The organism is Massilia yuzhufengensis (genome assembly GCF_900112225.1).
Classification (GTDB): Bacteria; Pseudomonadota; Gammaproteobacteria; order Burkholderiales; family Burkholderiaceae_D; genus Telluria; species Telluria yuzhufengensis.
This window is the reverse complement of the sequence record NZ_FOLD01000001.1, coordinates 40,382-65,513: the sequence shown is the minus strand read 5'-3', so window position 1 is coordinate 65,513 and position 25,132 is coordinate 40,382. Positions and strand designations below refer to the sequence as shown.

At 67.3% G+C, this 25,132-nt stretch carries 21 protein-coding genes, 1 tRNA gene and 1 pseudogene; 11 read left to right on the top strand and 12 right to left on the bottom strand.

Features of this window, described 5'->3' with window-relative positions; genetic code table 11:
- Positions 1-66: 66 nt before the first annotated feature.
- A tRNA-Pro gene (locus BM031_RS00275) sits at positions 67-143 on the top strand.
- A gap of 206 nt (positions 144-349) precedes the next feature.
- Here BM031_RS00275 and BM031_RS00270 read toward each other — a convergent pair.
- From BM031_RS00270 to BM031_RS00215, 12 genes are all read right to left on the bottom strand, one after another.
- The gene (locus BM031_RS00270; protein WP_091869487.1) at positions 350-1,270 is read right to left on the bottom strand and encodes a hydroxymethylglutaryl-CoA lyase; all 921 of its coding nucleotides are present in this window, start codon (positions 1,268-1,270) and stop codon (positions 350-352) included.
- A 3-nt stretch (positions 1,271-1,273) separates the two neighbouring features.
- Positions 1,274-2,203, bottom strand: coding sequence for a 2-hydroxyacid dehydrogenase (locus BM031_RS00265; RefSeq protein WP_091869484.1), 930 nt, complete (start codon positions 2,201-2,203; stop codon positions 1,274-1,276).
- Between the two features lie 30 nt (positions 2,204-2,233).
- Entirely contained in the window at positions 2,234-4,255 is a 2,022-nt protein-coding gene (locus tag BM031_RS00260; RefSeq protein ID WP_091869481.1) for an acetyl/propionyl/methylcrotonyl-CoA carboxylase subunit alpha, read from the bottom strand.
- Between the two features lie 65 nt (positions 4,256-4,320).
- Positions 4,321-5,352 (bottom strand): biotin synthase BioB, encoded by a 1,032-nt coding sequence (gene bioB, locus BM031_RS00255; protein ID WP_229408339.1) that lies wholly within the window; start codon positions 5,350-5,352, stop codon positions 4,321-4,323.
- A gap of 17 nt (positions 5,353-5,369) precedes the next feature.
- Positions 5,370-6,200: a dethiobiotin synthase gene (bioD, locus tag BM031_RS00250; protein ID WP_091869478.1), complete on the bottom strand. Its 831-nt coding sequence runs from the start codon at positions 6,198-6,200 to the stop codon at positions 5,370-5,372.
- Entirely contained in the window at positions 6,197-7,387 is a 1,191-nt protein-coding gene (bioF, locus tag BM031_RS00245) for an 8-amino-7-oxononanoate synthase (protein WP_091869476.1), read from the bottom strand. Before bioF ends, bioD begins: the two co-directional genes overlap by 4 nt.
- 1 nt (position 7,388) lies before the next feature.
- On the bottom strand, positions 7,389-8,729 hold the full coding sequence (bioA, locus tag BM031_RS00240) for an adenosylmethionine--8-amino-7-oxononanoate transaminase (protein ID WP_091869473.1): 1,341 nt from the start codon (positions 8,727-8,729) through the stop codon (positions 7,389-7,391).
- A gap of 28 nt (positions 8,730-8,757) precedes the next feature.
- Positions 8,758-9,543: an enoyl-CoA hydratase/isomerase family protein gene (locus BM031_RS00235; protein ID WP_091869470.1), complete on the bottom strand. Its 786-nt coding sequence runs from the start codon at positions 9,541-9,543 to the stop codon at positions 8,758-8,760.
- 15 nt (positions 9,544-9,558) lie between these two features.
- Positions 9,559-11,166: a carboxyl transferase domain-containing protein gene (locus BM031_RS00230; RefSeq protein ID WP_091869467.1), complete on the bottom strand. Its 1,608-nt coding sequence runs from the start codon at positions 11,164-11,166 to the stop codon at positions 9,559-9,561.
- Positions 11,167-11,190: 24 nt separating this feature from the next.
- Positions 11,191-11,637, bottom strand: coding sequence for a YchJ family protein (locus BM031_RS00225; protein ID WP_091870336.1), 447 nt, complete (start codon positions 11,635-11,637; stop codon positions 11,191-11,193).
- A gap of 40 nt (positions 11,638-11,677) precedes the next feature.
- Entirely contained in the window at positions 11,678-12,925 is a 1,248-nt protein-coding gene (locus BM031_RS00220) for a D-amino acid dehydrogenase (protein WP_091869464.1), read from the bottom strand.
- A 107-nt stretch (positions 12,926-13,032) separates the two neighbouring features.
- Positions 13,033-14,388: a serine hydrolase domain-containing protein gene (locus BM031_RS00215; protein ID WP_229408338.1), complete on the bottom strand. Its 1,356-nt coding sequence runs from the start codon at positions 14,386-14,388 to the stop codon at positions 13,033-13,035.
- 242 nt (positions 14,389-14,630) lie between these two features.
- Here BM031_RS00215 and BM031_RS00210 point away from each other — a divergent pair, with 242 nt between their 5' ends.
- The 10 genes and pseudogenes from BM031_RS00210 (at position 14,631) to BM031_RS00165 (ending at position 25,070) form a co-directional block, all read left to right on the top strand.
- Positions 14,631-15,371 (top strand): GntR family transcriptional regulator, encoded by a 741-nt coding sequence (locus BM031_RS00210; RefSeq protein ID WP_091869461.1) that lies wholly within the window; start codon positions 14,631-14,633, stop codon positions 15,369-15,371.
- Between the two features lie 112 nt (positions 15,372-15,483).
- Entirely contained in the window at positions 15,484-16,362 is an 879-nt protein-coding gene (locus tag BM031_RS00205) for an N-acetylmuramic acid 6-phosphate etherase (protein WP_091869458.1), read from the top strand.
- 41 nt (positions 16,363-16,403) lie between these two features.
- Positions 16,404-17,684 (top strand): MFS transporter, encoded by a 1,281-nt coding sequence (locus BM031_RS00200; RefSeq protein ID WP_091869455.1) that lies wholly within the window; start codon positions 16,404-16,406, stop codon positions 17,682-17,684.
- Between the two features lie 28 nt (positions 17,685-17,712).
- Entirely contained in the window at positions 17,713-18,855 is a 1,143-nt protein-coding gene (locus BM031_RS00195) for an acyltransferase family protein (RefSeq protein ID WP_091869452.1), read from the top strand.
- A 20-nt stretch (positions 18,856-18,875) separates the two neighbouring features.
- Positions 18,876-20,471: a glycoside hydrolase family 10-like protein gene (locus BM031_RS00190; RefSeq protein ID WP_091869449.1), complete on the top strand. Its 1,596-nt coding sequence runs from the start codon at positions 18,876-18,878 to the stop codon at positions 20,469-20,471.
- 105 nt (positions 20,472-20,576) lie between these two features.
- Complete coding sequence (locus BM031_RS00185) at positions 20,577-21,527, top strand: N-acetylglucosamine kinase (RefSeq protein WP_091869445.1); 951 nt, start codon at positions 20,577-20,579, stop codon at positions 21,525-21,527.
- A gap of 26 nt (positions 21,528-21,553) precedes the next feature.
- Positions 21,554-22,327: pseudogene (locus BM031_RS00180) on the top strand (N-acetylmuramoyl-L-alanine amidase); the annotation flags it as partial.
- A gap of 306 nt (positions 22,328-22,633) precedes the next feature.
- Positions 22,634-23,539 (top strand): LysR family transcriptional regulator, encoded by a 906-nt coding sequence (locus BM031_RS00175; RefSeq protein ID WP_091869439.1) that lies wholly within the window; start codon positions 22,634-22,636, stop codon positions 23,537-23,539.
- Entirely contained in the window at positions 23,536-24,147 is a 612-nt protein-coding gene (locus BM031_RS00170; protein ID WP_091869436.1) for a M15 family metallopeptidase, read from the top strand. The genes BM031_RS00175 and BM031_RS00170 overlap by 4 nt, the downstream gene beginning before the upstream one ends.
- Positions 24,144-25,070 carry a polysaccharide deacetylase family protein gene (locus BM031_RS00165; RefSeq protein WP_229408337.1) on the top strand — a complete coding sequence of 309 codons (927 nt, stop codon included), beginning with the start codon at positions 24,144-24,146 and terminating at the stop codon, positions 25,068-25,070. Before BM031_RS00170 ends, BM031_RS00165 begins: the two co-directional genes overlap by 4 nt.
- Positions 25,071-25,132: the final 62 nt, after the last annotated feature.

The following is a 25,132-nucleotide window of genomic DNA, read 5'->3' as shown; positions in this document are numbered from 1 at the left end:
GGCGCATCACTTATTTTGCCCTTAAACCTTGACCGAGGCCGGCTGAACCGCTATGATCTTGGTCTTCGGAGTGTAGCGCAGCCCGGTAGCGCACCTGGTTTGGGACCAGGGGGTCCAAGGTTCGAATCCTTGTACTCCGACCAGCATTAAGAGAAAAGCCGACAGTGAAAACTGTCGGCTTTTTTCGTTCTGGCGGGATACTTAAGGCGTCGTACCGGCGAAGGCCGGTACCCAAGTGTGCGTGCACTGCGACACGTGTGAGGTTTGTGGCGGCGCGACGATATTGGGTACCGGCCTTCGCCGGTACGACGTTTACAAGTTGCGGGACTTCCGTGAAGCTCTACGGAGCTCAGCCGGCGCGCTTGGCCGCGATGGCGTTCCCCGCCCGGCTTGCACCCTTGCGGCCCAGCTGCTGCGAAATGAACTGCCCGGCATCCACCACCTGGTCGAGGTCGACGCCAGTCTCGATGCCGAGCCCGTTCATCAGGTAGAGCACATCCTCGGTAGCGACGTTGCCGGTGGCGCCTTTCGCATACGGGCAGCCGCCCAGGCCCGACACCGACGAGTGGAAGATCGCCACGCCCACTTCCATCGCCGCGTAGATGTTCGCCAGCGCCTGGCCGTAGGTGTCGTGGAAGTGGCCTGACAGCTGCGGCAGCGGGAATTCCTGCGCCGCCCGCAGCATCACGGCCTGGGTCTTGCGTGCGGTGGCCACGCCGATGGTGTCGGCGATGTCGATCTCGTCGCACCCCAGGTCGCGCATGCGGCGCACCACGTCGGCTACCGCGTCGAGCGAGACTTCGCCCTGGTAAGGGCAGCCGAAGGCGGTGCTGATCGAGCCGCGCAGGCGCAGGCCGGCCGCCTTGGCGGCCCTGGCGACCGGCTCGAAGCGCGCGATCGATTCGGCGATCGAGCAGTTGATGTTCTTTTGCGAGAAGGCTTCCGAGGCCGAGCCGAAGATCACGACTTCGTCTGCATGGGCCGCCAATGCCGCATCAAAACCCTGCATATTCGGCGTGAGCGCCGAATAGATCGTGCCAGGGATGCGTTCGATGCCGGCCATGACTTCGCTGCTGGTGGCCATCTGCGGCACCCACTTGGGCGAGACGAAGGACGCCGCCTCGACGTTGGCGAAGCCTGCACGTGCGAGGCGGTTGACCAGCTCGATCTTGACGGCGGCCGACAGCGCTTCTTTTTCGTTCTGCAGGCCGTCGCGCGGCCCCACTTCGACAATCTTGACCTTCTTGGGCAAGCTGGCTTGCTGGTTCATGGTTCAGTATCCTAAATCGCGGTCGACGATATCGCCGACGGGTTGCCCGTTCTCCAGCGCGGTGATCTTTTCCGCGATCTGGCGCACGGCGTCGTGGCGGATGGTCAGCGCCGAAATATGCGGGGTGATGGCGATGCGCGGCTCGTTCCAGAACGGGTGCGGCGCCGGCAGCGGCTCGTGGCGGAACACGTCGAGCGTGGCGCCCACGATGTGGCCCGAGCGGATCAGGGTCATCAGGTCGGGTTCGGCCAGGATGGCGCCGCGCGAGACATTGATGAGGTAAGCGCCCGGCAGCAGCTTGCCCAGGTTGTGGCGGTCGAGCAGGTTGGACGTGTCCGGCGTGAGCGGCAGCATGCACACCAGCACCCGGGTAGCGCGCAGGAACGGGTCCAGCCCGTCCGCGCCATGGAAACATTCGACGCCCGGGATATCCTTGGGCGTGCGGCTCCAGCCGCGCACCGTGAAGCCGAACACGCGCAGCGCCTCGACCACGGGCAGGCCGAGCCGGCCCAGGCCCATGATCCCGATCGTGAATTCTTCTTTCGGCGTTTGCGGCAGCGGGTTCCAGGCGCCGTGCCGGGCCTGCTGCTCGTATTCCTCGAAGCGGCGGAAGTAGCGCAGCACGGCGTGCGCCACGTATTCGGCCATCTGCACGCCCATGCCGGCGTCGCCCAGGCGTACGATCGGCACCGGGGGCAGGGCCGCGCCCAGCTTGAGCAGGGCGTCGACGCCGGCGCCCATCAGGAAAATGGCGCGCACGTGCGCCAGCTGGTCCAGCAGGGCCGGTTCGGGACTCCACACCACCGCGTAGTCGCAGGGCGGCAGCGATTGGCCCTCTTTCCATGCCACGGTTTCCACCTGGGGCATGAGGGCGGCGAATTCGCGCACCCATGGCTCGATCACGCCGTCCGCGCGGTACAGGAGTATGCGCATGTCTCCCCCTTCGATATTTTTATGGTGTGGTTACGCCGCCTTGAACGCCAGCAGCGGCGCGCCGTCCGCCACCTGGTCGCCGACCTGGTACAGCACTTCCTCCACCAGGCCGTCGCTCGGTGCGGCAATCGTGTGTTCCATCTTCATCGCTTCCATGATGACCAGCGGCTCGCCCTTTTTCACGTCCTTGCCGGCCACGGCCAGCACGGCCACCACCTTGCCCGGCATCGGCGCGGTGAGGCGGCCGCCCGCGGCTTCCTGCTCGCCAGCGTGCGCCATCGGGTCATTGTACGCCAGCGTGTAATGACGGCCGCCGGTGAATACGTGGAACAGGTCGCCATCGCGGCGCACGCTGCCGTGCAGCGAGGTTTCGCCCAGGCGAATGGTGAGTTCGGCGCCCTCGCTGCGGACCAGGTCGAGCTGCTGGCGCTCGCCGTTGGCGTCGATCACCCAGCCTTTGGCATCGTAGGTCAGGCCCACCTGGTAGTGATTGGCGCCCGTGAACTCGTCGGCAAATGACAGCACGCGGCGGTAGGCGCTGTTCATGCGCCAGCCGTGGGCCTGGGCCCATGGTTCGGCCGGGTTGGCTGAACCGCGCTGGTCTTCACTGCTGCTCAGCGACAGCGCCGCCAGCGCCAGCGCGCCCAGCGGGGCGGGCGAGGGCGCCGGGAACAGCGTCTCGCCGTGCCGGTCGATCAGGCCGGTGTCCAGGTCGGCGCTGGAGAAGGCCTCGCCCTCAACCAGGCGCTTGAGGAAGGCGATGTTGGTCGCCAGGCCCACGATCTGGAACTCGCTCAGCGCCTGCGACAGCCGCGCCAGCGCCTGGTTGCGGTCGGCGCCCCAGACGATCAGCTTGGCGATCATCGGATCGTAATAGGGCGAGATGGCGTCGCCTTCGCGCACGCCCGAATCGACGCGCACGGCGGCCGGATCAAGGCCGAAGGCGCCCAGTTCGAACTCGACGGCGGCCGGGGTGTCCATGTGGCGCAGGGTGCCGATCGACGGCAAAAAGCCTTTCTCGGGATTCTCGGCGTAGATGCGCGCCTCGATCGCATGGCCGTGGATCGCCAGTTCATGCTGCTTTTTCGGTAGTGGCTGGCCGGCGGCCACGCGCAGCTGCCACTCCACCAGGTCGGTCCCGGTGATCATCTCGGTGACCGGGTGCTCCACCTGCAGGCGGGTGTTCATCTCCATGAAGTAGAACGAGCCGTCCTGGTTGGCGATGAATTCCACCGTGCCGGCGCCCACGTAGCCGACGGCGCGCGCGGCGTTGACGGCCGCTTCGCCCATGGCCGAGCGGCGCTCCGGCGTCATGCCCGGCGCCGGCGCTTCTTCCAGCACCTTCTGGTGGCGGCGCTGCACCGAGCAGTCGCGCTCGTGCAGGTAGACGCAGTTGCCGTGGGTGTCGGCGAACACCTGGATCTCGATGTGGCGCGGGCGGATCAGGTATTTTTCGACCAGCACCTTGTCGTCGCCAAAGGAGCTGATCGCTTCGCGCTTGCACGAGGCCAGCGCGGCTTCGAAATCTTCCGAGCGCTCGACCACGCGCATGCCCTTGCCGCCGCCGCCGGCGCTGGCCTTGAGCAGCACCGGATAGCCGATGCGGTCGGCCTGCTCGCGCAGGAAAGCGGGTTCCTGGTTGTCGCCGTGGTAGCCCGGCACCAGCGGCACGTTGGCGCCTTCCATCAGCTGCTTGGCGGCGGACTTCGAGCCCATCGCGCGCATCGAGGAGCCCGGCGGCCCGATGAAGACCAGGCCGGCCGCCTGCACGGCGTCGGCGAAGCCGGCGTTCTCGGACAGGAAGCCGTAGCCCGGGTGGATCGCCTGTGCGCCGGTGGCCTTGGCCACCTCGATGATCTTCTGGCCTACCAGGTAGCTTTCCTTGGCGGCGGCAGGGCCGATCAGCACCGCCTCATCGCAGACCGCCACGTGCTTGGACCCCGCGTCGGCTTCCGAATAGACGGCGACGGTGCGGATACCCATGCGGCGCGCGGTGGCGGCGACACGGCAGGCGATTTCGCCACGGTTGGCGATGAGGATTTTGGTGAACATGCGTTGATCTTTCGCTTCTTGATTGTCAGTTCATGAACGGCCGTGTCTCCCCGGCCGCAGGTCTGTTAGCAGCCGCAGGCAGCCTTGGGCGCCGATTCCAGCGTCGCGGCGCGGGTTTTCAGGCCCAGCTTGGCCAGGAGCACGCGGTCGTCGTCGGCTTCCGGGTTGCCGGTGGTGAGCAGCTTGTCGCCATAGAAGATCGAGTTGGCGCCCGCCATGAAGCACATCGCCTGCACCGCTTCGCCCAGCTCGCGCCGGCCGGCCGACAGGCGCACGCGCGCTTGCGGCATGGTGATGCGGGCCACCGCGATGGTGCGCACGAACTCGATCGGGTCGAGCTTCTCGATGCCGTGCAGCGGCGTGCCTTCGACCTGCACCAGGTGGTTGACCGGGACCGATTCCGGATACGGGTTCAGGTTGGCCAGCTGGGCGATCAGGCCGGCGCGCTGCTCGCGCGTCTCGCCCATGCCCACGATGCCGCCGCAGCACACCTTCAGCCCGGCGCTGCGCACGCGGCCCAGCGTGTCCAGGCGGTCCTGGTATTCGCGGGTGGAGATCACGTTGTTGTAGAAGTCCGGCGCGGTGTCGATGTTGTGGTTGTAGTAGTCCAGGCCAGCATTCTTGAGCTGCTCGGCCTGGCCTTCTTCCAGCATGCCGAGCGTGGCGCAGGTTTCCATCCCGAGCGCCTTCACTTCGCGCACCATCGTCTCGACCTTGTCCATGTCGCGCTCCTTCGGGCTGCGCCAGGCCGCGCCCATGCAGAAGCGGGTCGCGCCATTGGCCTTGGCTTCGCGCGCGGCGTCGAGCACGGTGTCGAGGTCGAGGATCTTCTTCGCTTCCACGCCGGTGTCGTAGCGCGCGGCCTGCGGGCAGTAGCCGCAATCCTCTTCGCAGCCGCCGGTCTTGATCGACAGCAGGGTCGCCAGTTCGACGTCGCCATCCGGGAAGTGGGTGCGGTGCGCGCTTTGGGCGCGGTGCATCAGCTCATTGAAGGGCAGCTCGTACAGCGCCAGGACGTCGGCCAGCGGCCAGGTGACGTTTTCCGGCGGCTTGATGGCGGTCGGGCGGTGCAGGGCGATGGTATTGGATTGCGACATGGTGACTTCCTTTGTAACTAGGACCGCGGGGAATGCCAGCCTGGCAGTCCCGCAAGGTCGATGAATTCGGCGGCGGCGGCTGCCGTCGGGACTTGCAGGCGGGGCACGTGGCCCAGCAGCGGCGCCGGGATGCGTTGTTGCAGCGCCTCGATGTTCTCGCGCGCGAAGCGCATGTCCGGGTCCGCCGTGTTGGCGACCCAGCCGGCCAGCACCAGGCCGCGCGCGACGATCGCCTCCACGGTCAGCAGCGCGTGGCTGATGCAGCCCAGCCGCATGCCCACCACCAGGATCACCGGCAGGTTGAGCTGGGCGGCCAGGTCGGCGCTGTCGAAATCGTCGTTGAACGGAACGCGAAAGCCGCCCACGCCTTCGACCACGACCGCATCGGACGCCGCCAGGATTTCGGTATAGGCCGCCAGGATCGGCACCGCTTCGATGGTGACGCCTTCCAGCGCCGCGGCGATGTGCGGCGCGGCCGGTTCCTTGAGCATGAAGGGCGTCGTGATACTCGATGGCAGGTGCACGTTGCCGGCGGCGCGCAGCATGTCGGCGTCCTCGTTGTGCAGTTCGCCCTCGACCATCACGGCGCCGGCGGCGACCGGCTTCATGCCGCATGCGCGGCGGCCGCCCTGCACCAGCTTGTGCAGGATGGCGCTGGAGACCAGGGTCTTGCCGATCTCGGTGTCGGTGCCGGTGACGAAGCAGCAGAAGCGTGCCGGCACGCCGTCCAGCGCCTGGGGCGCGGGCTGCAGCTCGGGCGTCGATGCGGGTGCATCCACCACCGCTTCGGCGTGGCCGTGCACGACGTCGATCGGCGTCAGTGCCTGAGGCTCGTTGAGGTTGTTCATGGCGTGGACCTTTCCAGTTCGTTCAGCGCGTGCGCCAGCGTGGCCACCTCGTCGTGGGTGTGCGCCGCCGACAGCGTGACGCGCAGGCGCGCCGTCCCCGCCGCCACGGTCGGCGGGCGGATCGCCGGCACCCACAGGCCCTGCTCGTGCAGGCCGGCGGCGGCGCGCAGCGCGTCGTCGTTGCCGCCGATGACGATGGGCTGGATCGCCGTATTCGATGCCGCCAGTTGCCAGCGTTCGAGGCGCAGCGCGCCCTGCAGCGTGGCCACCAGCGCGGCCAGGTGGGCGCGCCGCTGCGCACCTTCCTCGCCCTCGATGATGTCCAGGCTCGCTTGCAGCGCATGCGCCAGCGCCGGTGGCGCGGCGGTGGTGTAGATATAGGGGCGCGAGCGCTGCACCAGCAGCTCGATCACGCTGGCATGCGCCGCGATGAAGGCCCCGCCCACGCCGGCCGCCTTGCCGAGCGTGCCCATGTAGACCAGGTTCGGCGAGTGCAGCTTGAAATGCTCCAGCGCGCCGCGGCCGGTGTCGCCCAGCACGCCGAAACCGTGGGCGTCGTCGATAACGAGCCAGGCGCCGTGGCGCTCGCACAGCGCCAGCAAAGCGGGCAGCGGGGCCAGGTTGCCATCCATGCTGAAGACGCTGTCGGTGACGACGATCTTCGTTGCGGCGCTGCTGGCTTGCAGCTGCTGCTCCAGCCTGGCCACGTCGCCGTGCGGATACACGGCGACGGCGGCCTTGGCCAGGCGCGCACCGTCGATCAGCGAGGCGTGGTTCAGCGCTTCCGAAAAAATCATCGCATCGGCATCGGCGCCCAGCGCGGTCAGTACCGCCAGGTTGGCCATGTAGCCGGTGCACAGGTAGAGCGCGCGGGCCTTGTCGATATACGGCGCCATCCACTGCCCGAGGCGGTGCTCGAGCAAGGCATGCGCGCGGCTGTGGCCACTGACGAGGTGCGAGGCGCCGCTGCCGGCGCCGTAACGGCTGGCGCCTTCGCGCAAGGCATCGACGACTTGCGGATGCGCCGCCAGGCCAAGGTAGTCGTTGCTGCAGAAGGCCAGCATGGACCGGCCGTCCACCACCTGGCGCGGCGCGCAGGCGCTGTCGGCCACCCGCCGGCGGCGCGTGAGGCTGTGCGCGGCCAGGGTGTCGAGTTTGGCGTCGATGCCGGCGATGAGATCGATCATGTCAGGGCGCGATCACGGATTCGAACACCTTCAGCGTGCGCTCGGCCAGGCCGGTGGCTTCTTCGTCGTCCAGGATGTAGGGCGGCATCAGGTAGACCGTGCGGCCGATGGGGCGCAGCAGCAGTTCGTTTTCCACCGCGGTGCTGAAGAAGCGGCGCGAGAAGGTCGATGCGCGGTCCGGGTCGTTTTCGATCGCATCGAACGCGAAGATCATGCCGCGCTGGCGGAAGTGGCGGGCGCGGTCGTGCTCGGCCAGCGGCGCCAGCGCCACGGTGAGCTTGGTGGCCAGCTCGCGGTTGCGGTTCAACACGTCGTCGTCTTCGAAGATCTGCAGCGTGGCCAGGGCCGCGCGGCAGGCCAGCGGGTTGCCGGTATAGGAGTGCGAATGCAGGAAGCCGCGCGTGATGTCCTGGCTGTAGAAGGCCTGGTAGATCTCGTCGCTGGTGAGCACCAGCGACAGCGGCAGGTAGCCGCCGCTGATGCCCTTGGACAGGCACAGGAAGTCCGGCCAGATGGCGGCCTGCTCGCAGGCGAAGAAGGTGCCGGTGCGCCCGCAGCCCACCGCGATCTCGTCGGCGATCAGGTGCACGCGGTGCTGGTCGCACAGCTCGCGCAGCAGTTCCAGGTAGAGCGGCTCGTACATGGCCATGCCGGTGGCGCACTGCACCAGCGGCTCGACGATGATGGCGGCGATGTTGTCGCCGCGTTCCTCGAACAGGGTGCGCACCGCGCCGATCGCGCGCCGGGCCACGTCCTGCGCGGTTTCGCCTTCGCCGGCATTGCGCGAATCGGGCGCCGGCACCACGTGGGCCGCGCGCAGCAGCGGGCCGTAGGCATCCTTGAACAGCGGCACGTCGGTGACGGCCAGCGCACCCATGGTTTCGCCGTGGTAGCTGCCCTGCAGGCAGACGAATTCATGCTTGCCCGGGAAGCCGGCGTTGCGCCAGGCGTGGTAGCTCATCTTCATCGCGATCTCGACCGCCGAGGCGCCGTCCGACGCATAGAAGGCGTGACCGAGGTTGTGGCCGGTGAGGGCGGCCAGTTTCTCGGACAGCTCGACCACCGGTTCGTGGGTGAAGCCGGCCAGCATCGCGTGTTCCAGCTTGTCCAGCTGGTCTTTTAATGCCCGGTTGATGCGCGGGTTGGCGTGGCCGAACAGGTTGACCCACCAGGAGCTGATGCCGTCCAGGTAGCGCCGCCCTTCGTGGTCGTACAGCCAGGGACCCTTGCCGTGGCTGACCGCGATCAGCGGCACCTCTTCGTGGTGCTGCATCTGGGTGCAGGGGTGCCATACGCTGCGCAGGCTGCGTGCGATCCAGTCGGAAGAGGTATGCGGCTTCACGGTGTTTCCAGGCTTTTCAATAGGGTATTCAGTTCAGCCAGGTCGGCTTGCGCTTCTCGAGGAAGGAGGCGACGCCTTCGCGGCCTTCCATGGAGGCGCGGATTTCCGCGATGCGGCCGGCGGTGTCGCCCAGCAGCGCATCGTTCACCGGCTGGCCCACGACCTCGCGCACCAGCTTCTTGGCCTGGCACACGGCGTTCGGGCTGTTGGTCACCAGCGACTTCACGATGCCGGCGACGGTCGCGTCCAGTGCCTCGGGCGCCACCACTTCATGGGCCAAGCCGATGCGGCGGGCCTCCTGGGCATCGAAGCGCTCGGCGGTAATAAAGTAGCGGCGCGCCGCCTGCTCGCCCATCGCCTTGATGACGTAGGGCGAGATGGTGGCCGGGATCAGGCCGAGCTTGACCTCCGACAGGCAAAAGTTCGCAACATCGCTGGCCACCACGATGTCGCAGGCCGCCACCAGGCCCATGCCGCCGGCGTAGCAGTCGCCCTGCACCTTGGCCACGGTGGGCTTCGGGCACAGGTAGATGGTGCGCAGCATGTCGGCCAGGCGCATGGCGTCGTCCTGGTTCTCGCTGTGCGAGTAGCCGGCCATCTTCTTCATCCAGTTCAGGTCGGCGCCGGCGCAGAAGGCCGGGCCGTTCGCGGCCAGCACGATGGCGCGCACGGCGTCAATGCGTCCCAGCTCGTCGAAGGCCAGCGCCAGCTCGGCGATCGCGTGCTCGTTGAAGGCGTTGCGCAGTTCCGGGCGGTTCAGGGTGACGGAGGCCACCTTGTCGTCGATGGCGATGGTGAGGGTCTGGTAGTCCATTTTGTCAAGCTCCCTTTACATCCGGAAGACGCCGAACTTCGTGTCTTCGATCGGCGCATTCAGCGCGGCCGACAGTCCCAGGCCCAGCACGGTGCGGGTATCGGCCGGGTCGATCACGCCGTCGTCCCACAGCCGCGCGCTCGCATAATACGGGTGGCCCTGGTGCTCGTACTGCTCCTTGATCGGCTGCTTGAAGGCGGCTTCTTCGTCCGCCGACCACTGCCCGCCCTTGCCCTCGATGCCGTCGCGCTTGACGGTCGCCAGCACCGACGCCGCCTGGTCGCCGCCCATGACGGAAATGCGCGCGTTCGGCCACATCCACAGGAAGCGCGGCGAGAAAGCGCGTCCGCACATGCCGTAGTTACCGGCGCCAAACGAGCCGCCGATGATGACGGTGAACTTCGGCACCGAGGCGGTGGCGACGGCGGTGACCATCTTGGCGCCGTTGCGGGCGATGCCTTCGTTTTCGTACTTGCGGCCGACCATGAAGCCGGTGATATTTTGCAGGAACACCAGCGGGATCTTGCGCTGGCAGCACAATTCGATGAAGTGGGTGCCCTTGAGCGCCGACTCCGAGAACAGGATGCCGTTGTTGGCGATGATGCCGACCTTCATGCCGTAGATATGGGCGAAGCCGCACACCAGCGTGGTGCCATAGCGCGCCTTGAACTCGTCGAACTCACTGCCGTCGACCACGCGCGCGATCACTTCGCGCACATCGAAGGGCTTGCGGGTGTCGACGGGAATGACGCCATACAGTTCTTGCGGTGCGTGCTTCGGCTCGCGGCTTTCGCGCAACGCGCCCTGCACAGGTTTGACGCGGTTCAGGTTCGACACGATGGTGCGCGCCAGCGACAGCGCGTGCAGGTCGTTTTGCGCCAGGTGGTCGACCACGCCCGACAGGCGGGTGTGGACGTCGCCGCCGCCCAGGTCTTCGGCCGTCACCACTTCGCCGGTGGCCGCCTTTACCAGAGGCGGGCCGCCCAGGAAGATGGTGCCCTGGTCCTTGACGATGATGGATTCGTCGCTCATGGCCGGCACGTAGGCGCCGCCGGCAGTGCAGGAACCCATCACGACGGCGATCTGCGGGATGCCCTTGGCGGACAGGTTGGCCTGGTTATAGAAGATGCGGCCGAAGTGGTCGCGGTCCGGGAAGACGTCGTCCTGATTCGGCAGGTTGGCGCCGCCCGAATCGACCAGGTAGATGCAGGGCAGATTATTCTGCTCGGCGATCTCCTGGGCGCGCAGGTGCTTCTTGACCGTCATCGGGTAGTAGGTGCCGCCCTTGACGGTAGCGTCGTTACAGACGATCACGCATTCCTGGCCGCTGACCCTTCCGATGCCGGTGATGATGCCCGCGGCTGGAGCAGCGCCGTCGTACATGTCGTAGGCGGCCAGCTGGGAGAATTCGAGGAAGGGCGTGCCCGGGTCGAGCAGCATTTGCACGCGGTCGCGCGGCAGCAGCTTGCCGCGTGCGACGTGCTTGGCGGATGCCGCCTCGCCGCCGCCCTGGGCATTCTTTGCCACCTTGGCGCGCAGGTCGTCCACCACCAGCTGCATGGCTGCGGCATTGGCCTTGAAGTCGTCGCTGCGCGGGTTGAGTTTGCTCTCGATCTGGGGCATGTGCCGTCCTCTGTCTCTGCTGTTCTATTCTTTATTCGGGAAACTGCCGTCCAGGTAATACCAGCGCGGCGCCCCGGTCGCGGGGTCGGGCTCGCGCAGGAAACGGCTCACTTCGTGCAGGCGGTGCGCGCGTCCCCCCGTCTTGAAGCGGGCGACGAATTCGACCGTATCGCTGTCTGGATCGTCCGGCAAATTTACTTTACGTTGACGTAAACGTAAAGCAGATTTTACCTCAAGTCCCAGCCAGCGGATGGCTTCTTTCTCATCGATGATGGGCTCGGCCGGCCGGGTGCTGGGGTGCCAGGTGGCAAGCAGATAGGGCTCGTTTTTCTGGCTGTAGGCGGTGTAGCGCGAGCGCATCAGCGCTTCGGCCGTGGGCGGCAGGGCGCTTCCTTCGATGAACGGTCCGCAGCAGGCGGCCAGCGACGGCCCGCCGCAGGGGCAGGTCTCGGGTGTGGTCGTTTTGGACATGGCCGCCATTATCCGCCATTTCAGGCGGCGGGGACGGCGCTCAGGCGCGCAGGCTCAGCCCGTCCAGTGGGAAAGGCGGCGCCTCCCCCTGCATCGCCCCCGCCAGCAAACTGGCGCTGCCGCAGGCAAACGTAAACCCCAGCGGCCCATGGCCCACGTTCAGCCACAGGTTGCCGTAGCGGGTGGCGCCGATGATCGGGGCGCTGCTTGGAGTGGCGGGGCGCAGGCCGGCCCAGACCGACAGCTTCGAATAATCGGCGGCGCGCGGCATGGTTTCGCGCACCTGGCGGGTCAGGCCGTCGACCCGTTTCGGGTTCAGGCTCAGGTCTTCGCCGACCATGTCGACCATGGCCGCCACGCGCAGCTTGTTGCCGATGCGCGCGTACAGCACCTTGCGCTCGAAGTCGGTGACGCTGATTTCCGGCGCCACGTCGTCGGCGCGGATCGGCGCAGTCAGGCTGTAGCCCTTGAGCGGGTAGAGCGGCAGGCTCACGCCCACCGTATCGGCCAGCGTGCGGCTCTGGATGCCGGCCGCCAGCACATAGCTGTCGGCAGCGAGCACGCGGACGTCAAGGCCGTTCGCTACTTCGATGCCGGTGATGCGGCCCTGGTCGGCCAACAGGCGCCGCGCTTCGCCATGGACGAAGCCCTGGAACTGCGGGTGGGCGCGCAGGCGGTCGGCCAGCACCAGGCAGAAGGCGTGGCAGTCGGCCACCGCTTCGCCGCTGTTATAGATACCGCCGGCCAGCAGCGGTTCGGCCGCGGCCAGCGATGGTTCGCGCGCGGCGCAGTCGGCGGGGCTCCAGATTTCGCCGGCGCCCTGCTTGCCAGCCGCTTTTTCGAACACGTCGCGCGAACGGTAGACCACCAGCTTGCCGGCGTCGCGCCAGTCGAAGGCGTCCAGCGGCACCGTCACTTCGAGCTGCTTCATGCCCTGGCGCGACAGTTCGCCCAGTTCCAGCAGTTTGGCCGTAGTCTTGCGGTTGACGTCGGCGCGACAGTGCGCCAGGAAGCTGGCCAGCCAGCGGTACTGGCGCAGGTCGGCTTCCGGGCGGAAGTGCAGCGGGCCGGTGTCCTGGAACATCCATTGCAGGGCTTTCAGCGGCACGCCCTCGTCGGCCAAGGGCGAGACGTAGCGGTAGCTGAGCTGCCCGCCGTTGCCATAGCTGGATCCGCTGCCCACTTCGGGCGCGCGTTCGAGGACGGTGACGCGGTAGCCGGCTTCCGCCAGCCACCAGGCCGACGTCAAGCCGACCACGCCGCCGCCGATGACGATGATTTGCTGCATTCTAAACTCTTCTTTTTAGTGTTGGGTGGAGCTTAGGGCTTGGCCCACAGGACAGCCAATGAAAGTCGCATCTAGCCTCATAACCGGGATATATGTAGAGGTTTGGATCATGTTGCTGGCCGTTGGCCGACGATGGCATGGCGGTACAGCGCAGTCAGGATGCGTTCCTCATAGCGCGCCAGCGCCGAGTAGCGGCCCTTGTTGATTTCCGGGTCGGCCGAACTGCCGCCGGCCAGCACGATCACGCCATTGCCGCGCGCCAGGTCGGCCGCGAACACCGAGCGCAGGCCATAGGCGTCGCCCAGGTGGCCGACCGCGTCGAAGCCGCCGCCCTCGACCAAGGCCATGCCCGGCCGGTCCGGGAAATGGGCGTTGCCCAGGCCCCAGGCATTGAAGAAGCCGCCCAGCGAATCGCCATTGGCGCCAATGCCGTCGTGGGTCCACTGGCGCGCAAACATGCGCTCCAGCGTGGCGCGCTGGAGCAGGCGCTGGCCGCCGTGCACGCCGCCGTTCATCAGCATGCGCATCACCACGCCCATGTCGCGCGCTGAGATGCGCAGGCCGCCGGTGGGGCTGAAGGGCGTCGCATTGGCGCCCGGGACGTAAGACGCGATCCCGGCCGGCGGCGCCGGCGGCTTCACCGAGTAGTCGTCCACCTGCGGGATCCACGGCCCCTGCGCATTCCAGATCTCGGTGTCGGTCGTGCGCTTGCGGTAGAGCGTGGCCAGGTTGCCGAGCGCCGCCGGTGGCAGGGCGGACGGGTTGTAGCCGGCATTGACACCGAGCGGCTGCAGCAGCAGGCGCTGCATCAGGAGGTCGAAGCGTTCGCCCGTGACGGCTTCCATCACGGTGCCGATCACGCCCCAGCCGAGGTTACAGTAGGTGAAGTACTCGCCCGGGCCGGCGCGCTGCGCCCACATTGTTCCTTCGCCATACAGCGGCGCGCCCGGCGCCAGCACGTCTTTCAGCGCGGTGGCCAGCGGCCACGAATAGCCGCCTTCGTCGCGCAGCGACGAGGTGTGGGTGAGCAGGGTGCGCAGCGTGATCGCGCGTTGGGGGAAGTGCGGGTTGCGCAGGCTGAAGCCGAGGTAGCGCGAGACGTCGGCGTCCAGGTCGATGCGGCCCGCCTCTACTAGACGCATCAGTCCCAGTGTGGTCATCATCTTGGAGATCGAGGCGATGCGGAACAGGGTGGCGGGCGTGGCCGGCTGGTCTGGCAGGCCATTGGCGCCGATGAAACGTCGGCCGAAGGCCTGCTCGTACACCGGCTGCCCGGCGCGGATCGCCACCACCGACAGGCTGGCCAGCTGCATCGCCGGATCGTTGACGATGCCGGCGAGTTCGGCGTCGAGCGCACCGAGAGACAGCGCAGCTGCGCCGCCGCTTGACGCGGGCGCAGCGAACAGCGGCTCGACCGCGCCCAGCAGGGCCATGCCCAGCAAACTTCGCCTGCGCTCGTTCATCCGGTCTCCTTCTCGCCGCCATGGCTTGTTGTTGTGTATCGCTTAATGCGTCGGATGAGCATACGGAGTGACAGGAAGGCTTGCCAAATGAATAGCCGTCGCCTTGGCATAACCGTTTTATATTGGTATCAAGTGGTATGCTTATAAGGAAAGCGAATGCATATACAAAGCTTTTTCATGCGGTGCACTGTGTCAGGGACGAGTGTTGCCATTACACTTTGCGCCACACCCTGACCATGCCGATGAACACCACCAGCCCTGCCTTCCAGGTCGACCTGAACGACAACTCGCCGCTGTACATGCAGCTGGCGCGCAAACTCGCGCTCGACGTGCGCGAAGGCCGCTACCAGGCCGACCAGGCCCTGCCCTCCGAACGCACCCTATCCGACCAGCTGGAAGTCTCGCGCGTCACCGCGCGCAAGGCGATCGACCAGCTGGTGGAGCAGGGCCTGGTAGTGCGCAAGCGCGGCTCCGGCAACTACATCGCGCCGCGCATCGAGCAGCCGCTGTCGGACCTGTCGAGCTTTTCCGAGCAGCTCCAGCAGCGCGGCTACACGCCCAGCAGCCACTGGCTGCGGCGCGAAGTCATGCAGGCCGACGCCGACGAACAGCTCTCGCTGGGCCTGTCGCCCAGCACGCGGGTGGCGCGCCTGGAGCGCCTGCGCCTGGCCGACGACGTGGTGATGGCCTATGAAGTGAGCGTGATCCCGGCCGCCGTGCTGCCGCGGCCCGAGAACGTCGGCGGCTCGCTCTATGCCCACCTGGCCAGGACCGGGCACATGCCGGTGCGCGCGCTGCAGCACCTGCGCGCCATGAATGCGTCCGCCGAACTGGCGGCGCGCCTGGCGGTGCCGGAAGGCCGCGCGGTGCTGTTCATCACCCGCGTGGGCTACCTGGAATCGGGCGAACCGGTGGAACTGACCCATTCCTACTGCCTGAGCGACCATTACGACTTCGTTGCCGAACTGCGGCGGCCGGCATGACCTGGCCTGCATAACTTTTCGGCATGATGACGGCCCCAGCTTTCATGGGCCGGGCAGGACAATTGGTATTACACTGGTTTTATCGATCACTCCGCACCGAAAAGACAAGGCCATGCTGAAAACCGAAACCCCGGCCCAGGACCACGCCACTCTCGACCAGTACCCGACCGCCGAACTGGTGAACGTCTTCGTCGACGACCAGACCCGCGCCGTGGAAGCGGTGCGCGCGGCCGCGCCGCGCATCGCCGCCGCCGTCACCGCGGCGCTGCCGCGCATGGAAGCGGGCGGACGCCTGATCTACGCCGGCGCCGGCACCTCGGGCCGCCTCGGTGTGCTCGACAGCGTGGAACTGAACCCCACCTTCTCGTGGCCGCATGGCCGCGCCGTGGCGCTGCTGGCCGGCGGCGCGGAGGCGATGTTCGTCGCGGTGGAAGGCGCCGAGGATGACCTGGAGCAGGGCGCGGCGGACCTGAAGAGCGTGAACGTGGGCCCGGACGACGTGGTGCTGCTGCTGGCCGCATCGGGCTTCACGCCCTACGTGCTGGGCGCGCTGCGCGCTGCGCGCGAAGCCGGCGCGCTGACGATCGGCTTCTCGAACAACCCCGATGCGCCCGTGGCGACTGAGGCCGAGATCGGCATCCTGCTTGACACCGGATCGGAAGTCATCTCAGGCTCGACCCGCCTGAAGGCGGGCACTTCGCAGAAGATCGCGCTGAACACCTTCTCGAGCGCGCTGATGGTGCGCCTGAACAAGGTGTACGGCAACCTGATGGTAGACTTCCGGGCCACCAACGCCAAGCTGGTACGGCGCGCCATCCGCCTGACCGCCTTCGCGTCCGGCGCCGACGAAGCGGCCGCACAGGCAGTGCTGGAGCAGTGCGGCTACCACGTCAAGACGGCGATCGTGGCCTTGATCAAACAAACCAGTGTCGACCAGGCGCAGGCGCTGCTGGCCTCGTCGCACGGCAGCGTGCGCGACGCCATCGCCTGAACCGCCCAACCGGCCCGGCGCCCGCCGACCACGAAAGACTTATGCAGACTTCGCTCGCCAAGAATTCCTCGCATGCCAATCCATGGTCATGGGTGCCTTCGCTGTACTTTGCCCAGGCCATCCCCTATGTGGTGGTGATGAGCCTGTCGGTCATCATGTACAAGGACATGGGCGTGTCGAACTCCGACATCGCCTTCTATACCAGCCTGCTTTACCTGCCCTGGGTGATCAAGCCCCTGTGGTCGCCCATCGTCGACATGTTCGGCACCAAGCGCCGCTGGACCGTGCTGCTGCAGCTGGCGGTGGCCGCCTCGCTGGTGGCGGTGGGCATGTCGCTGCACCTGCCGAACTTCTTCGTGGCCAGCCTGGCCGTCATGTGGTTGATGGCCTTCAGTTCCGCCACCCACGATATCTCGGCCGACGGCTTCTACATGCTCGGCCTGCGCCAGCAGCAGCAGGCCGCCTTCGTGGGCGTGCGCTCGACCTTCTACCGCCTGGCCACGCTGGCCGGCCAGGGACCGCTGGTGGTGCTGGCCGGTTACCTCGCGCACAAGCTCGGCGACGTCAACCAGGCCTGGTCGGTGGTGTTCTTCGTGCTGGCCGGGCTGTTCCTGCTGGCCTTCCTGTGGCACGGCTTCATCCTGCCCAAGCCGGACAGCGACCACAAGGTGCGGGCCAGCGACAACCCGCTGCGCGACTTTTTTGTGACCTTCGCGCTGTTCTTCCGCAAGCGCGACATCTGGCTGATCCTCGGCTTCATCCTCACCTTCCGCCTCGGCGAAGCGCAGCTGCTCAAACTGGTGGCGCCCTTCCTCAAGGACCCGCTGGCCGTGGGCGGCCTGGGCCTCACCACCGAGCAGTACGGCATTGCCTACGGCACCATCGGCATCGCGTTTTTGACCATGGGCGGCCTGGCGGGTGGCTACCTGATCTCGCGCCTGGGCCTGAAGCGCTGCCTGTGGCTGATGGTGTTCGCGGTCCACCTGCCGGACCTGGTGTTCGTCTACCTGTCGCAGGCGCAGCCGACCAGCTTCGCGGTGGTGTGCGCCTCGCTCGCGGTCGAGCAGTTCGGCTACGGCTTCGGCTTTACCGCGATGATGCTGTACATGATCATGGTCTGCGAGGGCGAGCACAAGACCGCCCACTACGCGATCTGCACCGGCCTGATGGCGCTGGGCATGATGGTGCCGGGCATGTGGAGCGGCGACCTGCAGGAGTACCTCGGCTACCAGCACTTCTTCATCTGGGCCTGCTTGTCGACGATCCCGGCCTTCATCATGGCGGCCCTGGTAAAAATCGACCCGGAATTCGGCAAGAAGTAAAAGCCAACCAACAGGAGAATATGCAGCAATGCACGATGCACCGGTGCGCCTGACCTCGCTCGACGCCTTCCGCGGCTTTACCATTGCCGCGATGGTCCTCGTGAACAATCCTGGCGACTGGGGCAACCTGCATGCGCAGCTGGCCCACGCCAAGTGGAACGGCTGGACCTTCACCGACTGCATCTTCCCCTTTTTCCTGTTCATCGGCGGCGTCGCCATGACGCTCTCGCTCGGCCGCCTGGCGGCCAGCGGCGCCGACAAGCCGCGCCTGCTGCTGAAACTGGCCAAACGCGCCGCGCTGATCTTCCTGATCGGCTTCCTGCTCAACTATATCCCGCGCTTCGACCTCGATACCGTGCGCATCCCGGGCGTATTGCAGCGCATCGCCCTGTGCACCTTGCTGGCGGCGCCGCTGGTGGTCTACCTCGGCTGGCGCGCGCAGCTGGCCGTGGTGACGGCACTGCTGGCGCTGTACTCGGTGCTGATGCTGTGGGTGCCGGTGCCCGGCATCGGCGCCGGTGTGCTCGAGCCGGGCCAGGATTTTGGCGCCTACATCGACCGCATGCTGCTCGATGGCCACATGTGGGTGCAATCGAAAACCTGGGACCCGGAAGGGCTGGTCAGCACCATCCCGGCCCTGTGCAGCCAGCTGTTCGGCGTGCTCGCGGGGCGCGTGCTGGCAGCAAACCTGCCGCGCATCGAACAGACGGTGTGGATGCTGTTCGCCGGCCTGGTGTTCCTGGCGCTGGGTTCGAGTCTCGATGCGGTGCTCATGCCGATCAATAAAAGCTTGTGGACGGTGTCGTACTGCCTGTTGATGACCGGCTGGGCGCTGCTCGCCTTCGGCATCTTCTACTGGCTGCTCGACGCCAATCCCTACGCCATCGTGCGTGAGCGCGCGGCCGTGTGGGCCAGGCCTTTTGTGATCTACGGGATGAACGCGCTGTTCATCTTCGCGCTGTCTGGCCTGATCGCCAAGATGCTCGGTTTTATCAAGCTGGCCCAGCCCGACGGCAGCCAGCTCTCGCTCGGCCGCATGCTGTACGCCCCGATCAAGGCGCTGCCGCTGGGCGCGGCCAACAACTCACTCATCTATGCCATCCTCTTCAACGCCTGCATGTTCGCGATTGCGTACTTCATGTGGCGCAAGCGGTGGTTCGTCAAAGTCTGAACAAGAATAATGGAGCCGATGTGACACCTGACCTGAAAAAACGCGCGCTTGCGCTCGCCGGCCTGACCAGTGCGCTGGCGCTGAGCGGCCTGATGACCGCCTGCAAAACCCAGCCGGGCGCTCCTGCCAGCGCGGCCGACACGCCGCCGGCGGCGCCGCGCGAATTCCGCGCCGTGTGGGTCTCCACCGTCGCCAACATCGATTGGCCGACCAAGCCGGGCCTGAGCACCGCCCAGCAGCAGGCCGAAGCCATCACCATCCTGGAGCGCGCGGTGGCGCTGAACCTGAACGCCATCGTGCTGCAGGTGCGCCCGGCGGCCGATGCGATCTACCCGTCCAGGATCGAGCCCTGGACCGAATACCTGAACGGCGCCCAGGGCAAGCCGCCGTCGCCGATGTACGACCCGCTGGCGTTCTGGATTACGGAAGCGCATGCGCGCGGCCTGGAGCTGCACGCCTGGTTCAATCCCTACCGCGCGCGCCACGACAACGCCCGCTCGCCGGCCGCGCCGAACCACATCACCAACACCATCCCGTCGGCGGTCAAGCGCTACGGCAAGTTCATGTGGATGGACCCGGCCGAGGAAGCCGCATCGAAGCAGACCATGGACGTGGTCCTCGACGTGGTGCGCCGCTACGACGTCGACGGCATCCACATCGATGATTACTTCTACCCTTACCCGATCGAAGCGCCGGGCGTGGCGGGCAATGCCGCTGCGCTGGACGGCAACGGCAAGCCGGCCACCAAGGAACTCGACTTCCCCGACGGCCCGGCCTGGGACCGCTACCTGGCCGGCGGCGGCAAGCTCGATCGCGCCTCCTGGCGCCGCGACAACGTCAACCGCCTGATCGAAGCCATGTACAAGGGCATCCACCGCGAGAAGAGCTGGGTGCGCTTCGGCATCAGCCCCTTCGGCATGGGACGCCCGGACCGCCGCCCGCCGGGCATCTCGGGTTTCTCGCAATACGACAAGCTGTATGCGGACGCCGAGCTGTGGCTGGAAAAAGGCTGGGTCGACTACTTCGTGCCCCAGCTCTACTGGCCGATCACGCAAACCGCCCAGTCCTACCCGGTGCTGCTCGACTACTGGATCAGCCAGAACCCGCAGGGCCGCCATATGTGGCCGGGCCTGTTCACCAGCCGCATCGGCGCGCCGGCGCCGACCAAGCAGTACGAGCCGCAGGAGATCCTCGAGCAGATCGCGCTGACCCGCCGGCGCCCGCTGTCGACCGGCCACGTCCACTTCAGCATGATCGCGCTGACCCAGAACCGCAAGGGCATCAGCGACCAGCTGCGCGCCACCACCTACCCGGGCCAGGCACTGGTGCCGGCCACCACCTGGCTGAGCGTGGCGCGTCCCGCCAGGCCGCAGGTGAGCGCCGCGCCGGGCAAGGACGGCGTCGCGCTCAAGCTCAAGGCGGACAAGGCGACGGCCGTCTACGCCATCTGGTCGCGCCACGGCAGCGAGTGGCGCTTCGCGGTGGCTCCGGGCACGCGCAGCGACTGGACGATTCCAGACGACGCGAAGCTGGGCGCGGCCAACCTGGTGGTGGTCAGCGCCGTGGACCGCCTTGGCAACGAGGGGGCGCGGATCCAGGCCTGGCCGAAACCGTAAGCGCCAATCGTTCTATACTTGTAGCGAGCTCATAAGCTTTGTTCATGCAAGGACCGCCAGCATTCATTGGTGTGCTGGCGGAACGACAACGTACACTCGCGGGCTATGCATAATCCCGAACTCCAGCACGAAGGCGCGAGCCTCGGCCTCGGCCTCGGCATCGACGCCGGCGGCACCCAGACCCGCTGGGCCCTCGCAGGGCCGGGCGGGCGCATCGTCGCAGAAGGCACGGTGGGCGGCCTGTCGGCCCTGCAGATGGGCAGTGCCGATGGCCGCGAAGCGGTCCAGGCCACCTTCGGCGACATCGCAAGCGGTGTGCTGGCCCACGGCCGCCCGAGCGCCGTGCGCGCCGGGATCACCGGCTTTGGCGGCGACGGCGGGCCGCTGCAGCGCGTGCTGGCCGAGCTGCTCGGCCTGGAGCCCGCTGCGGTCGTGCTGAGCAACGACATCGAAATCGCCTACCTGGCCAGCTTCCGGCCGGGAGAAGGCTACCTGGTGTATTCCGGCACCGGCTCGATCGGCGCCTTCATCGACGAACACCACGGCTTCCACCGCGCCGGCGGACGCGGCGTGGTGCTGGACGATGGCGGCGGCGGCTTCTGGATCGCGCGCGAAGCGCTGCGCCACATCTGGCGCCTGGAAGACGAGCGCCCCGGCGCCTGGGAAAGCTCGCCCATGGCGCACGCCGTGTTCCAGCACGTGGGCGGCTCGGACTGGTCGTTCTCGCGCCAGTTCATCTATGGCCGCGAACGCGGCGAAGTGGGCAAGCTGGCCATCGCCGTGGCGGCCACCGCCGAGCGCGACCCGGCCGCCGCCGCCATCCTGCGCGAAGCGGGCCAGGAACTGGCCCGGCTGGCGCTGGCGCTGGTCAAGCGCTTCGGCCCGCGCCCGGTGGCGCTGGCCGGCCGCGCCGCCGAGCTGCACCCGGTGATCGTGGAAACCATGCGCGCGGCCCTGCCGCTTGACGCCACCCTGAGCCAGACCGGAGTACGCGCTCACTACGCGGCCGCACGGCTGGCAGTGAATGCATGTTCCGCACCCACTGCCATAAAATAACAAGTATCCACACGAGACTCCCGCTGATGAAAATCCTGATCGCCACCCTGGCCCTGGCCCTGCTGGCCGGCTGTACCACCACCCCGACCGGCCCGCAGTACGACACCACCTATACCGCCAAGGGCCAGTCGAGCCGCGCGCGCTTCCTGGTGCTGCACTACACAGTGTCGGACAAGCCGACCTCGATCAAGATCCTGACCGAGCAGCAGGTAAGTTCCCACTACCTGCTGACCGACGACGCCCAGCCGATCACTTACCGCCTGGTGGACGAGACCCGCGCCGCCTACCACGCCGGCAATTCGAGCTGGAAGAACTTCACCCAACTCAACAACAGCTCGATCGGCATCGAGATCGTCAACAAGGGCTGGGTCGACACCCCGCAGGGCCGCGTATTCGCGCCCTTCCCGCAGCCGCAGGTCGACGCCCTGCTGGTGCTGGTGAAGGACATCGTCCAGCGCCACGGCATCGCGCCCGAGAACGTGCTGGGCCACAGCGACATCGCCCCGCTGCGCAAGCAGGACCCGGGCCCGCTGTTCCCGTGGCAGCAACTGGCCCAGGCCGGCCTGGTGCTGTGGCCGGACGCCAACCGCGTCGCCGCCGTGCGCCCCGCCTTCGAGGCGCTGCTGCCGGACGTGTTCTGGTTCCAGCGCAAGCTGGCCACCCACGGCTACGGCATCCAGCAGACCGGCGTGCTCGACCAGCAAACCCGCACCGTGCTGGGCGCCTTCCAGATGAAGTACCGCCCGCTCGATATCGCCGGCAACCCGGACGCCGAAACCGCCGCGCTGCTGGAAGTGCTGACCACGCCGGCCAACGCGCCGCTGCCGGTGGTGCAGCCGGCCATCATCACCAGCCCGGTCCCGGCGCTGCCGCCCGCCACCGAGCCGGCCCCGGTGGTCCCGGAAACCGCGCCGGCGCCCGCCGCGCCCGTTCCGGTTCCGACGCCGGCCCTGCCCACGCCGGTGCCGACGCCCGTGACCCCGCCGGTGCCGGCCGCGGCGCCCGCTGTGGTCAACACGCCGTGACCATCGCCGCAGCCCGGTTTTCCCTGTATCCTTCGGAAAATCCGCGCCCTGCGCGCGGCGCCTCTACTGAAGGATAAAGCGATGCGCCTGCGTCATATCGAAGTTTTCCACGCCATCATGCAGGTCGGTACCATCAGCGGTGCCGCCCAGGTTCTCCACATTTCGCAGCCGGCGGTGACGAAAGTCCTGCAGCACGCCGAGCTGCAGCTGGGCATGCCGCTGTTCGAGCGCGTGCGCGGCAAGCTCTATCCGAAGCCGGAAGCGCACCGCCTGTTCGTCGAAACCGAAAAGCTCAACCGCGACCTGCAGGGCATCCGCCGCCTGGCCGCCAGCCTGAAGGGCCGCGCGGTGGAAACCGTGCGCCTGGTGTCCACCCCGACCATCGCGATCAGCGTGCTGCCGCAGGCGATGACGGTGTGGCGCCGCGAGTTCCCGCAGGCGCGCTGCGAACTGTCGACCCACCATACGAGCGAGATCGTCAATGCGCTGCGCCTGGGCGAGGCCGACCTGGCGCTGTCGCTGCAGGACCCGCGCCACCCGGGCATCGTGGCCGAAGCCATCGCCCATGGCAACCTGACCGTGATGGCGCCCGCCGGCACCTGGAGCGCGGAAGAGCTGAACCAGCCCTTCACCGCCGACGGCCTGACCGGGGAACTGATCGGCCTGAACGACGGCGACCCGCTGGGCGAGATGGTGGTCGCGGCCTGCGAAGCCCAGGGCGTGCAGCCGGTCTACCACACCGTGGTGCAGACCTACCAGATTGCCCGCTCGCTGGTGGAAGCCGGCGCCGGCATCGCCGTGCTCGACCCCTTCACCGCCGCCTCGGCCGACCCGGCCAAGGTGCAATGCCGCACCTGGGCGCCGGCGCTGCCGGTGCAGCTCTACCTGCTCAGCGCCAGCCATTCGCCGCTGTCGCACGGCGCGCGCGAGCTGGCCAACTGCATCGGCGCGACCGCGCGTGCCTGTCTCGACAAGGGTTGTGCATGAGTCTCGTCGTAGCCAGCGAAGACATCGCCGGCAGCCCGGAATTCCGCCACCTTTCCAGCATCGAGGGAATCGCGGTCGACCTGCGCTACGCCACCGATCACAACTTCGTCGGCCGCGACCTGTATTCGCCTTTCGACTGCGCCTGGCTGCACCGCGACGCCGCCACCGCGCTGGAACAGTTCGTGGCCTGGCTGGCCGTCAAGCGTCCTGGCTACACCGCACTGGTGCTGGACGCCCTGCGCCCGCAGCGGGTGCAGGAACAGTTGTGGAATGCGCTGGAAGGCACCGGCCTGCAGATGTACCTGGCCAACCCGGTGCGCGGCTCGATCCACTCCTACGGCATGGCGCTCGACATCACCCTGCTGGACCAAGCCGGGCGCGAGCTCGACATGGGCACCGGCTTCGACGACATGACCAATCTGTCGCACCCGGCGCTGGAAGAGGGGTTTCTTGTCACCGGCGAGCTGACCGATGCGCAGGTGGCCAACCGCCGCCTGCTGCGCGAAGGGATGCTGGGAGCTGGCTTCCTGGGCATCAATACCGAGTGGTGGCATTTCGATTGCGGCGATCGCGAGCTGGTGCGCGCGACCTACAGGCGGGTGCTGTGAGCCCGCACTGGCTGCGCGGCGCCATCGCCGCCGCCTGTTTCGCCCTGGCCCCGCAGCTGCATGCGCAGTCGGTGGCGTTGACCTTCGACGACGGCCCCCACCTCGGCGCGACGCCGCGCCTGTCGGCCCAGGCCCGCAACGAGGCGATGCTGGCTGCGCTGGCGAAGCACAAAGTGAAAGCCGCGCTGTTCGTCACGGCGGCAAATGGCGCCGTCAAGCCCGAAGGCCTGGCGCTGGCGCGGGCCTGGGGCCAGGCCGGGCATGCGGTGGGCAACCACACGATGACGCATCCGGACCTGAACAGTGCCAAGGTCAGTCTGGCGCAGTACCAGCAGGAGCTGCTCGACTGCGACCGCATCATTGCAACCCTGCCGGGCTACCAGAAATGGTTCCGCTTTACCTATCTGCGCGAAGGGAACACGCTGGATAAGCGCAACGGCATGCGTGCGTTCTTGCGTGAGAACGGCTACCGCAACGCCTACGTCTCGCTCGACACCAGCGACTGGCGGCTCGATGCCAAGCTGGTCGAGGTGCTGGAGAAGGATCCGGGGGCGAACGTGGAGCCGATCCGGGTTGCCTACCTGTCGCACATCCGCCAGCGCGCGCTGGCGTACCGGGCCCTGGCGCAGCGGCTGCAGGGCAGGGATATCCCGCAGGTGCTGCTGCTGCACCATAACCTGATCAACGCAATGTGGCTGGATGATGTGATTCGCCAGTTCAGGGAGATGGGGTGGGCGGTGACCACGCCGGCGCAGGCCCTGGCGGATCCGGTCTACCAGCTGATGCCGGAGAGGGCGGCGCCGGGGCAGAGTTTGCTGTTGTCGATGGGGCGGAGTTTGGGCTTGTCGACGGCGGAGCTGGGGCTAAGGCTGATGGATGATGGGGATGTCGAGATTGAGGCGCTCAAGCAGCAGGGCTTGTGAGGTTTCTGGCTAACGTCTGATCACGCAAACTTGGGTTCCCGCGCAGGCGGGAACCCAATTTC

Coding starts and splice junctions, on each gene's coding strand:
- BM031_RS00270 (WP_091869487.1), bottom strand. CDS start 1,270: ATGAACCAGCAAGCCAGCTTGCCCAAGAAGGTCAAGATTGTCGAAGTG.
- BM031_RS00265 (WP_091869484.1), bottom strand. CDS start 2,203: ATGCGCATACTCCTGTACCGCGCGGACGGCGTGATCGAGCCATGGGTG.
- BM031_RS00260 (WP_091869481.1), bottom strand. CDS start 4,255: ATGTTCACCAAAATCCTCATCGCCAACCGTGGCGAAATCGCCTGCCGT.
- bioB (WP_229408339.1), bottom strand. CDS start 5,352: ATGTCGCAATCCAATACCATCGCCCTGCACCGCCCGACCGCCATCAAG.
- bioD (WP_091869478.1), bottom strand. CDS start 6,200: ATGAACAACCTCAACGAGCCTCAGGCACTGACGCCGATCGACGTCGTG.
- bioF (WP_091869476.1), bottom strand. CDS start 7,387: ATGATCGATCTCATCGCCGGCATCGACGCCAAACTCGACACCCTGGCC.
- BM031_RS00235 (WP_091869470.1), bottom strand. CDS start 9,543: ATGGACTACCAGACCCTCACCATCGCCATCGACGACAAGGTGGCCTCC.
- BM031_RS00230 (WP_091869467.1), bottom strand. CDS start 11,166: ATGCCCCAGATCGAGAGCAAACTCAACCCGCGCAGCGACGACTTCAAG.
- BM031_RS00225 (WP_091870336.1), bottom strand. CDS start 11,637: ATGTCCAAAACGACCACACCCGAGACCTGCCCCTGCGGCGGGCCGTCG.
- BM031_RS00220 (WP_091869464.1), bottom strand. CDS start 12,925: ATGCAGCAAATCATCGTCATCGGCGGCGGCGTGGTCGGCTTGACGTCG.
- BM031_RS00215 (WP_229408338.1), bottom strand. CDS start 14,388: ATGAACGAGCGCAGGCGAAGTTTGCTGGGCATGGCCCTGCTGGGCGCG.
- BM031_RS00210 (WP_091869461.1), top strand. CDS start 14,631: ATGAACACCACCAGCCCTGCCTTCCAGGTCGACCTGAACGACAACTCG.
- BM031_RS00205 (WP_091869458.1), top strand. CDS start 15,484: ATGCTGAAAACCGAAACCCCGGCCCAGGACCACGCCACTCTCGACCAG.
- BM031_RS00200 (WP_091869455.1), top strand. CDS start 16,404: ATGCAGACTTCGCTCGCCAAGAATTCCTCGCATGCCAATCCATGGTCA.
- BM031_RS00195 (WP_091869452.1), top strand. CDS start 17,713: ATGCACGATGCACCGGTGCGCCTGACCTCGCTCGACGCCTTCCGCGGC.
- BM031_RS00185 (WP_091869445.1), top strand. CDS start 20,577: ATGCATAATCCCGAACTCCAGCACGAAGGCGCGAGCCTCGGCCTCGGC.
- BM031_RS00175 (WP_091869439.1), top strand. CDS start 22,634: ATGCGCCTGCGTCATATCGAAGTTTTCCACGCCATCATGCAGGTCGGT.
- BM031_RS00170 (WP_091869436.1), top strand. CDS start 23,536: ATGAGTCTCGTCGTAGCCAGCGAAGACATCGCCGGCAGCCCGGAATTC.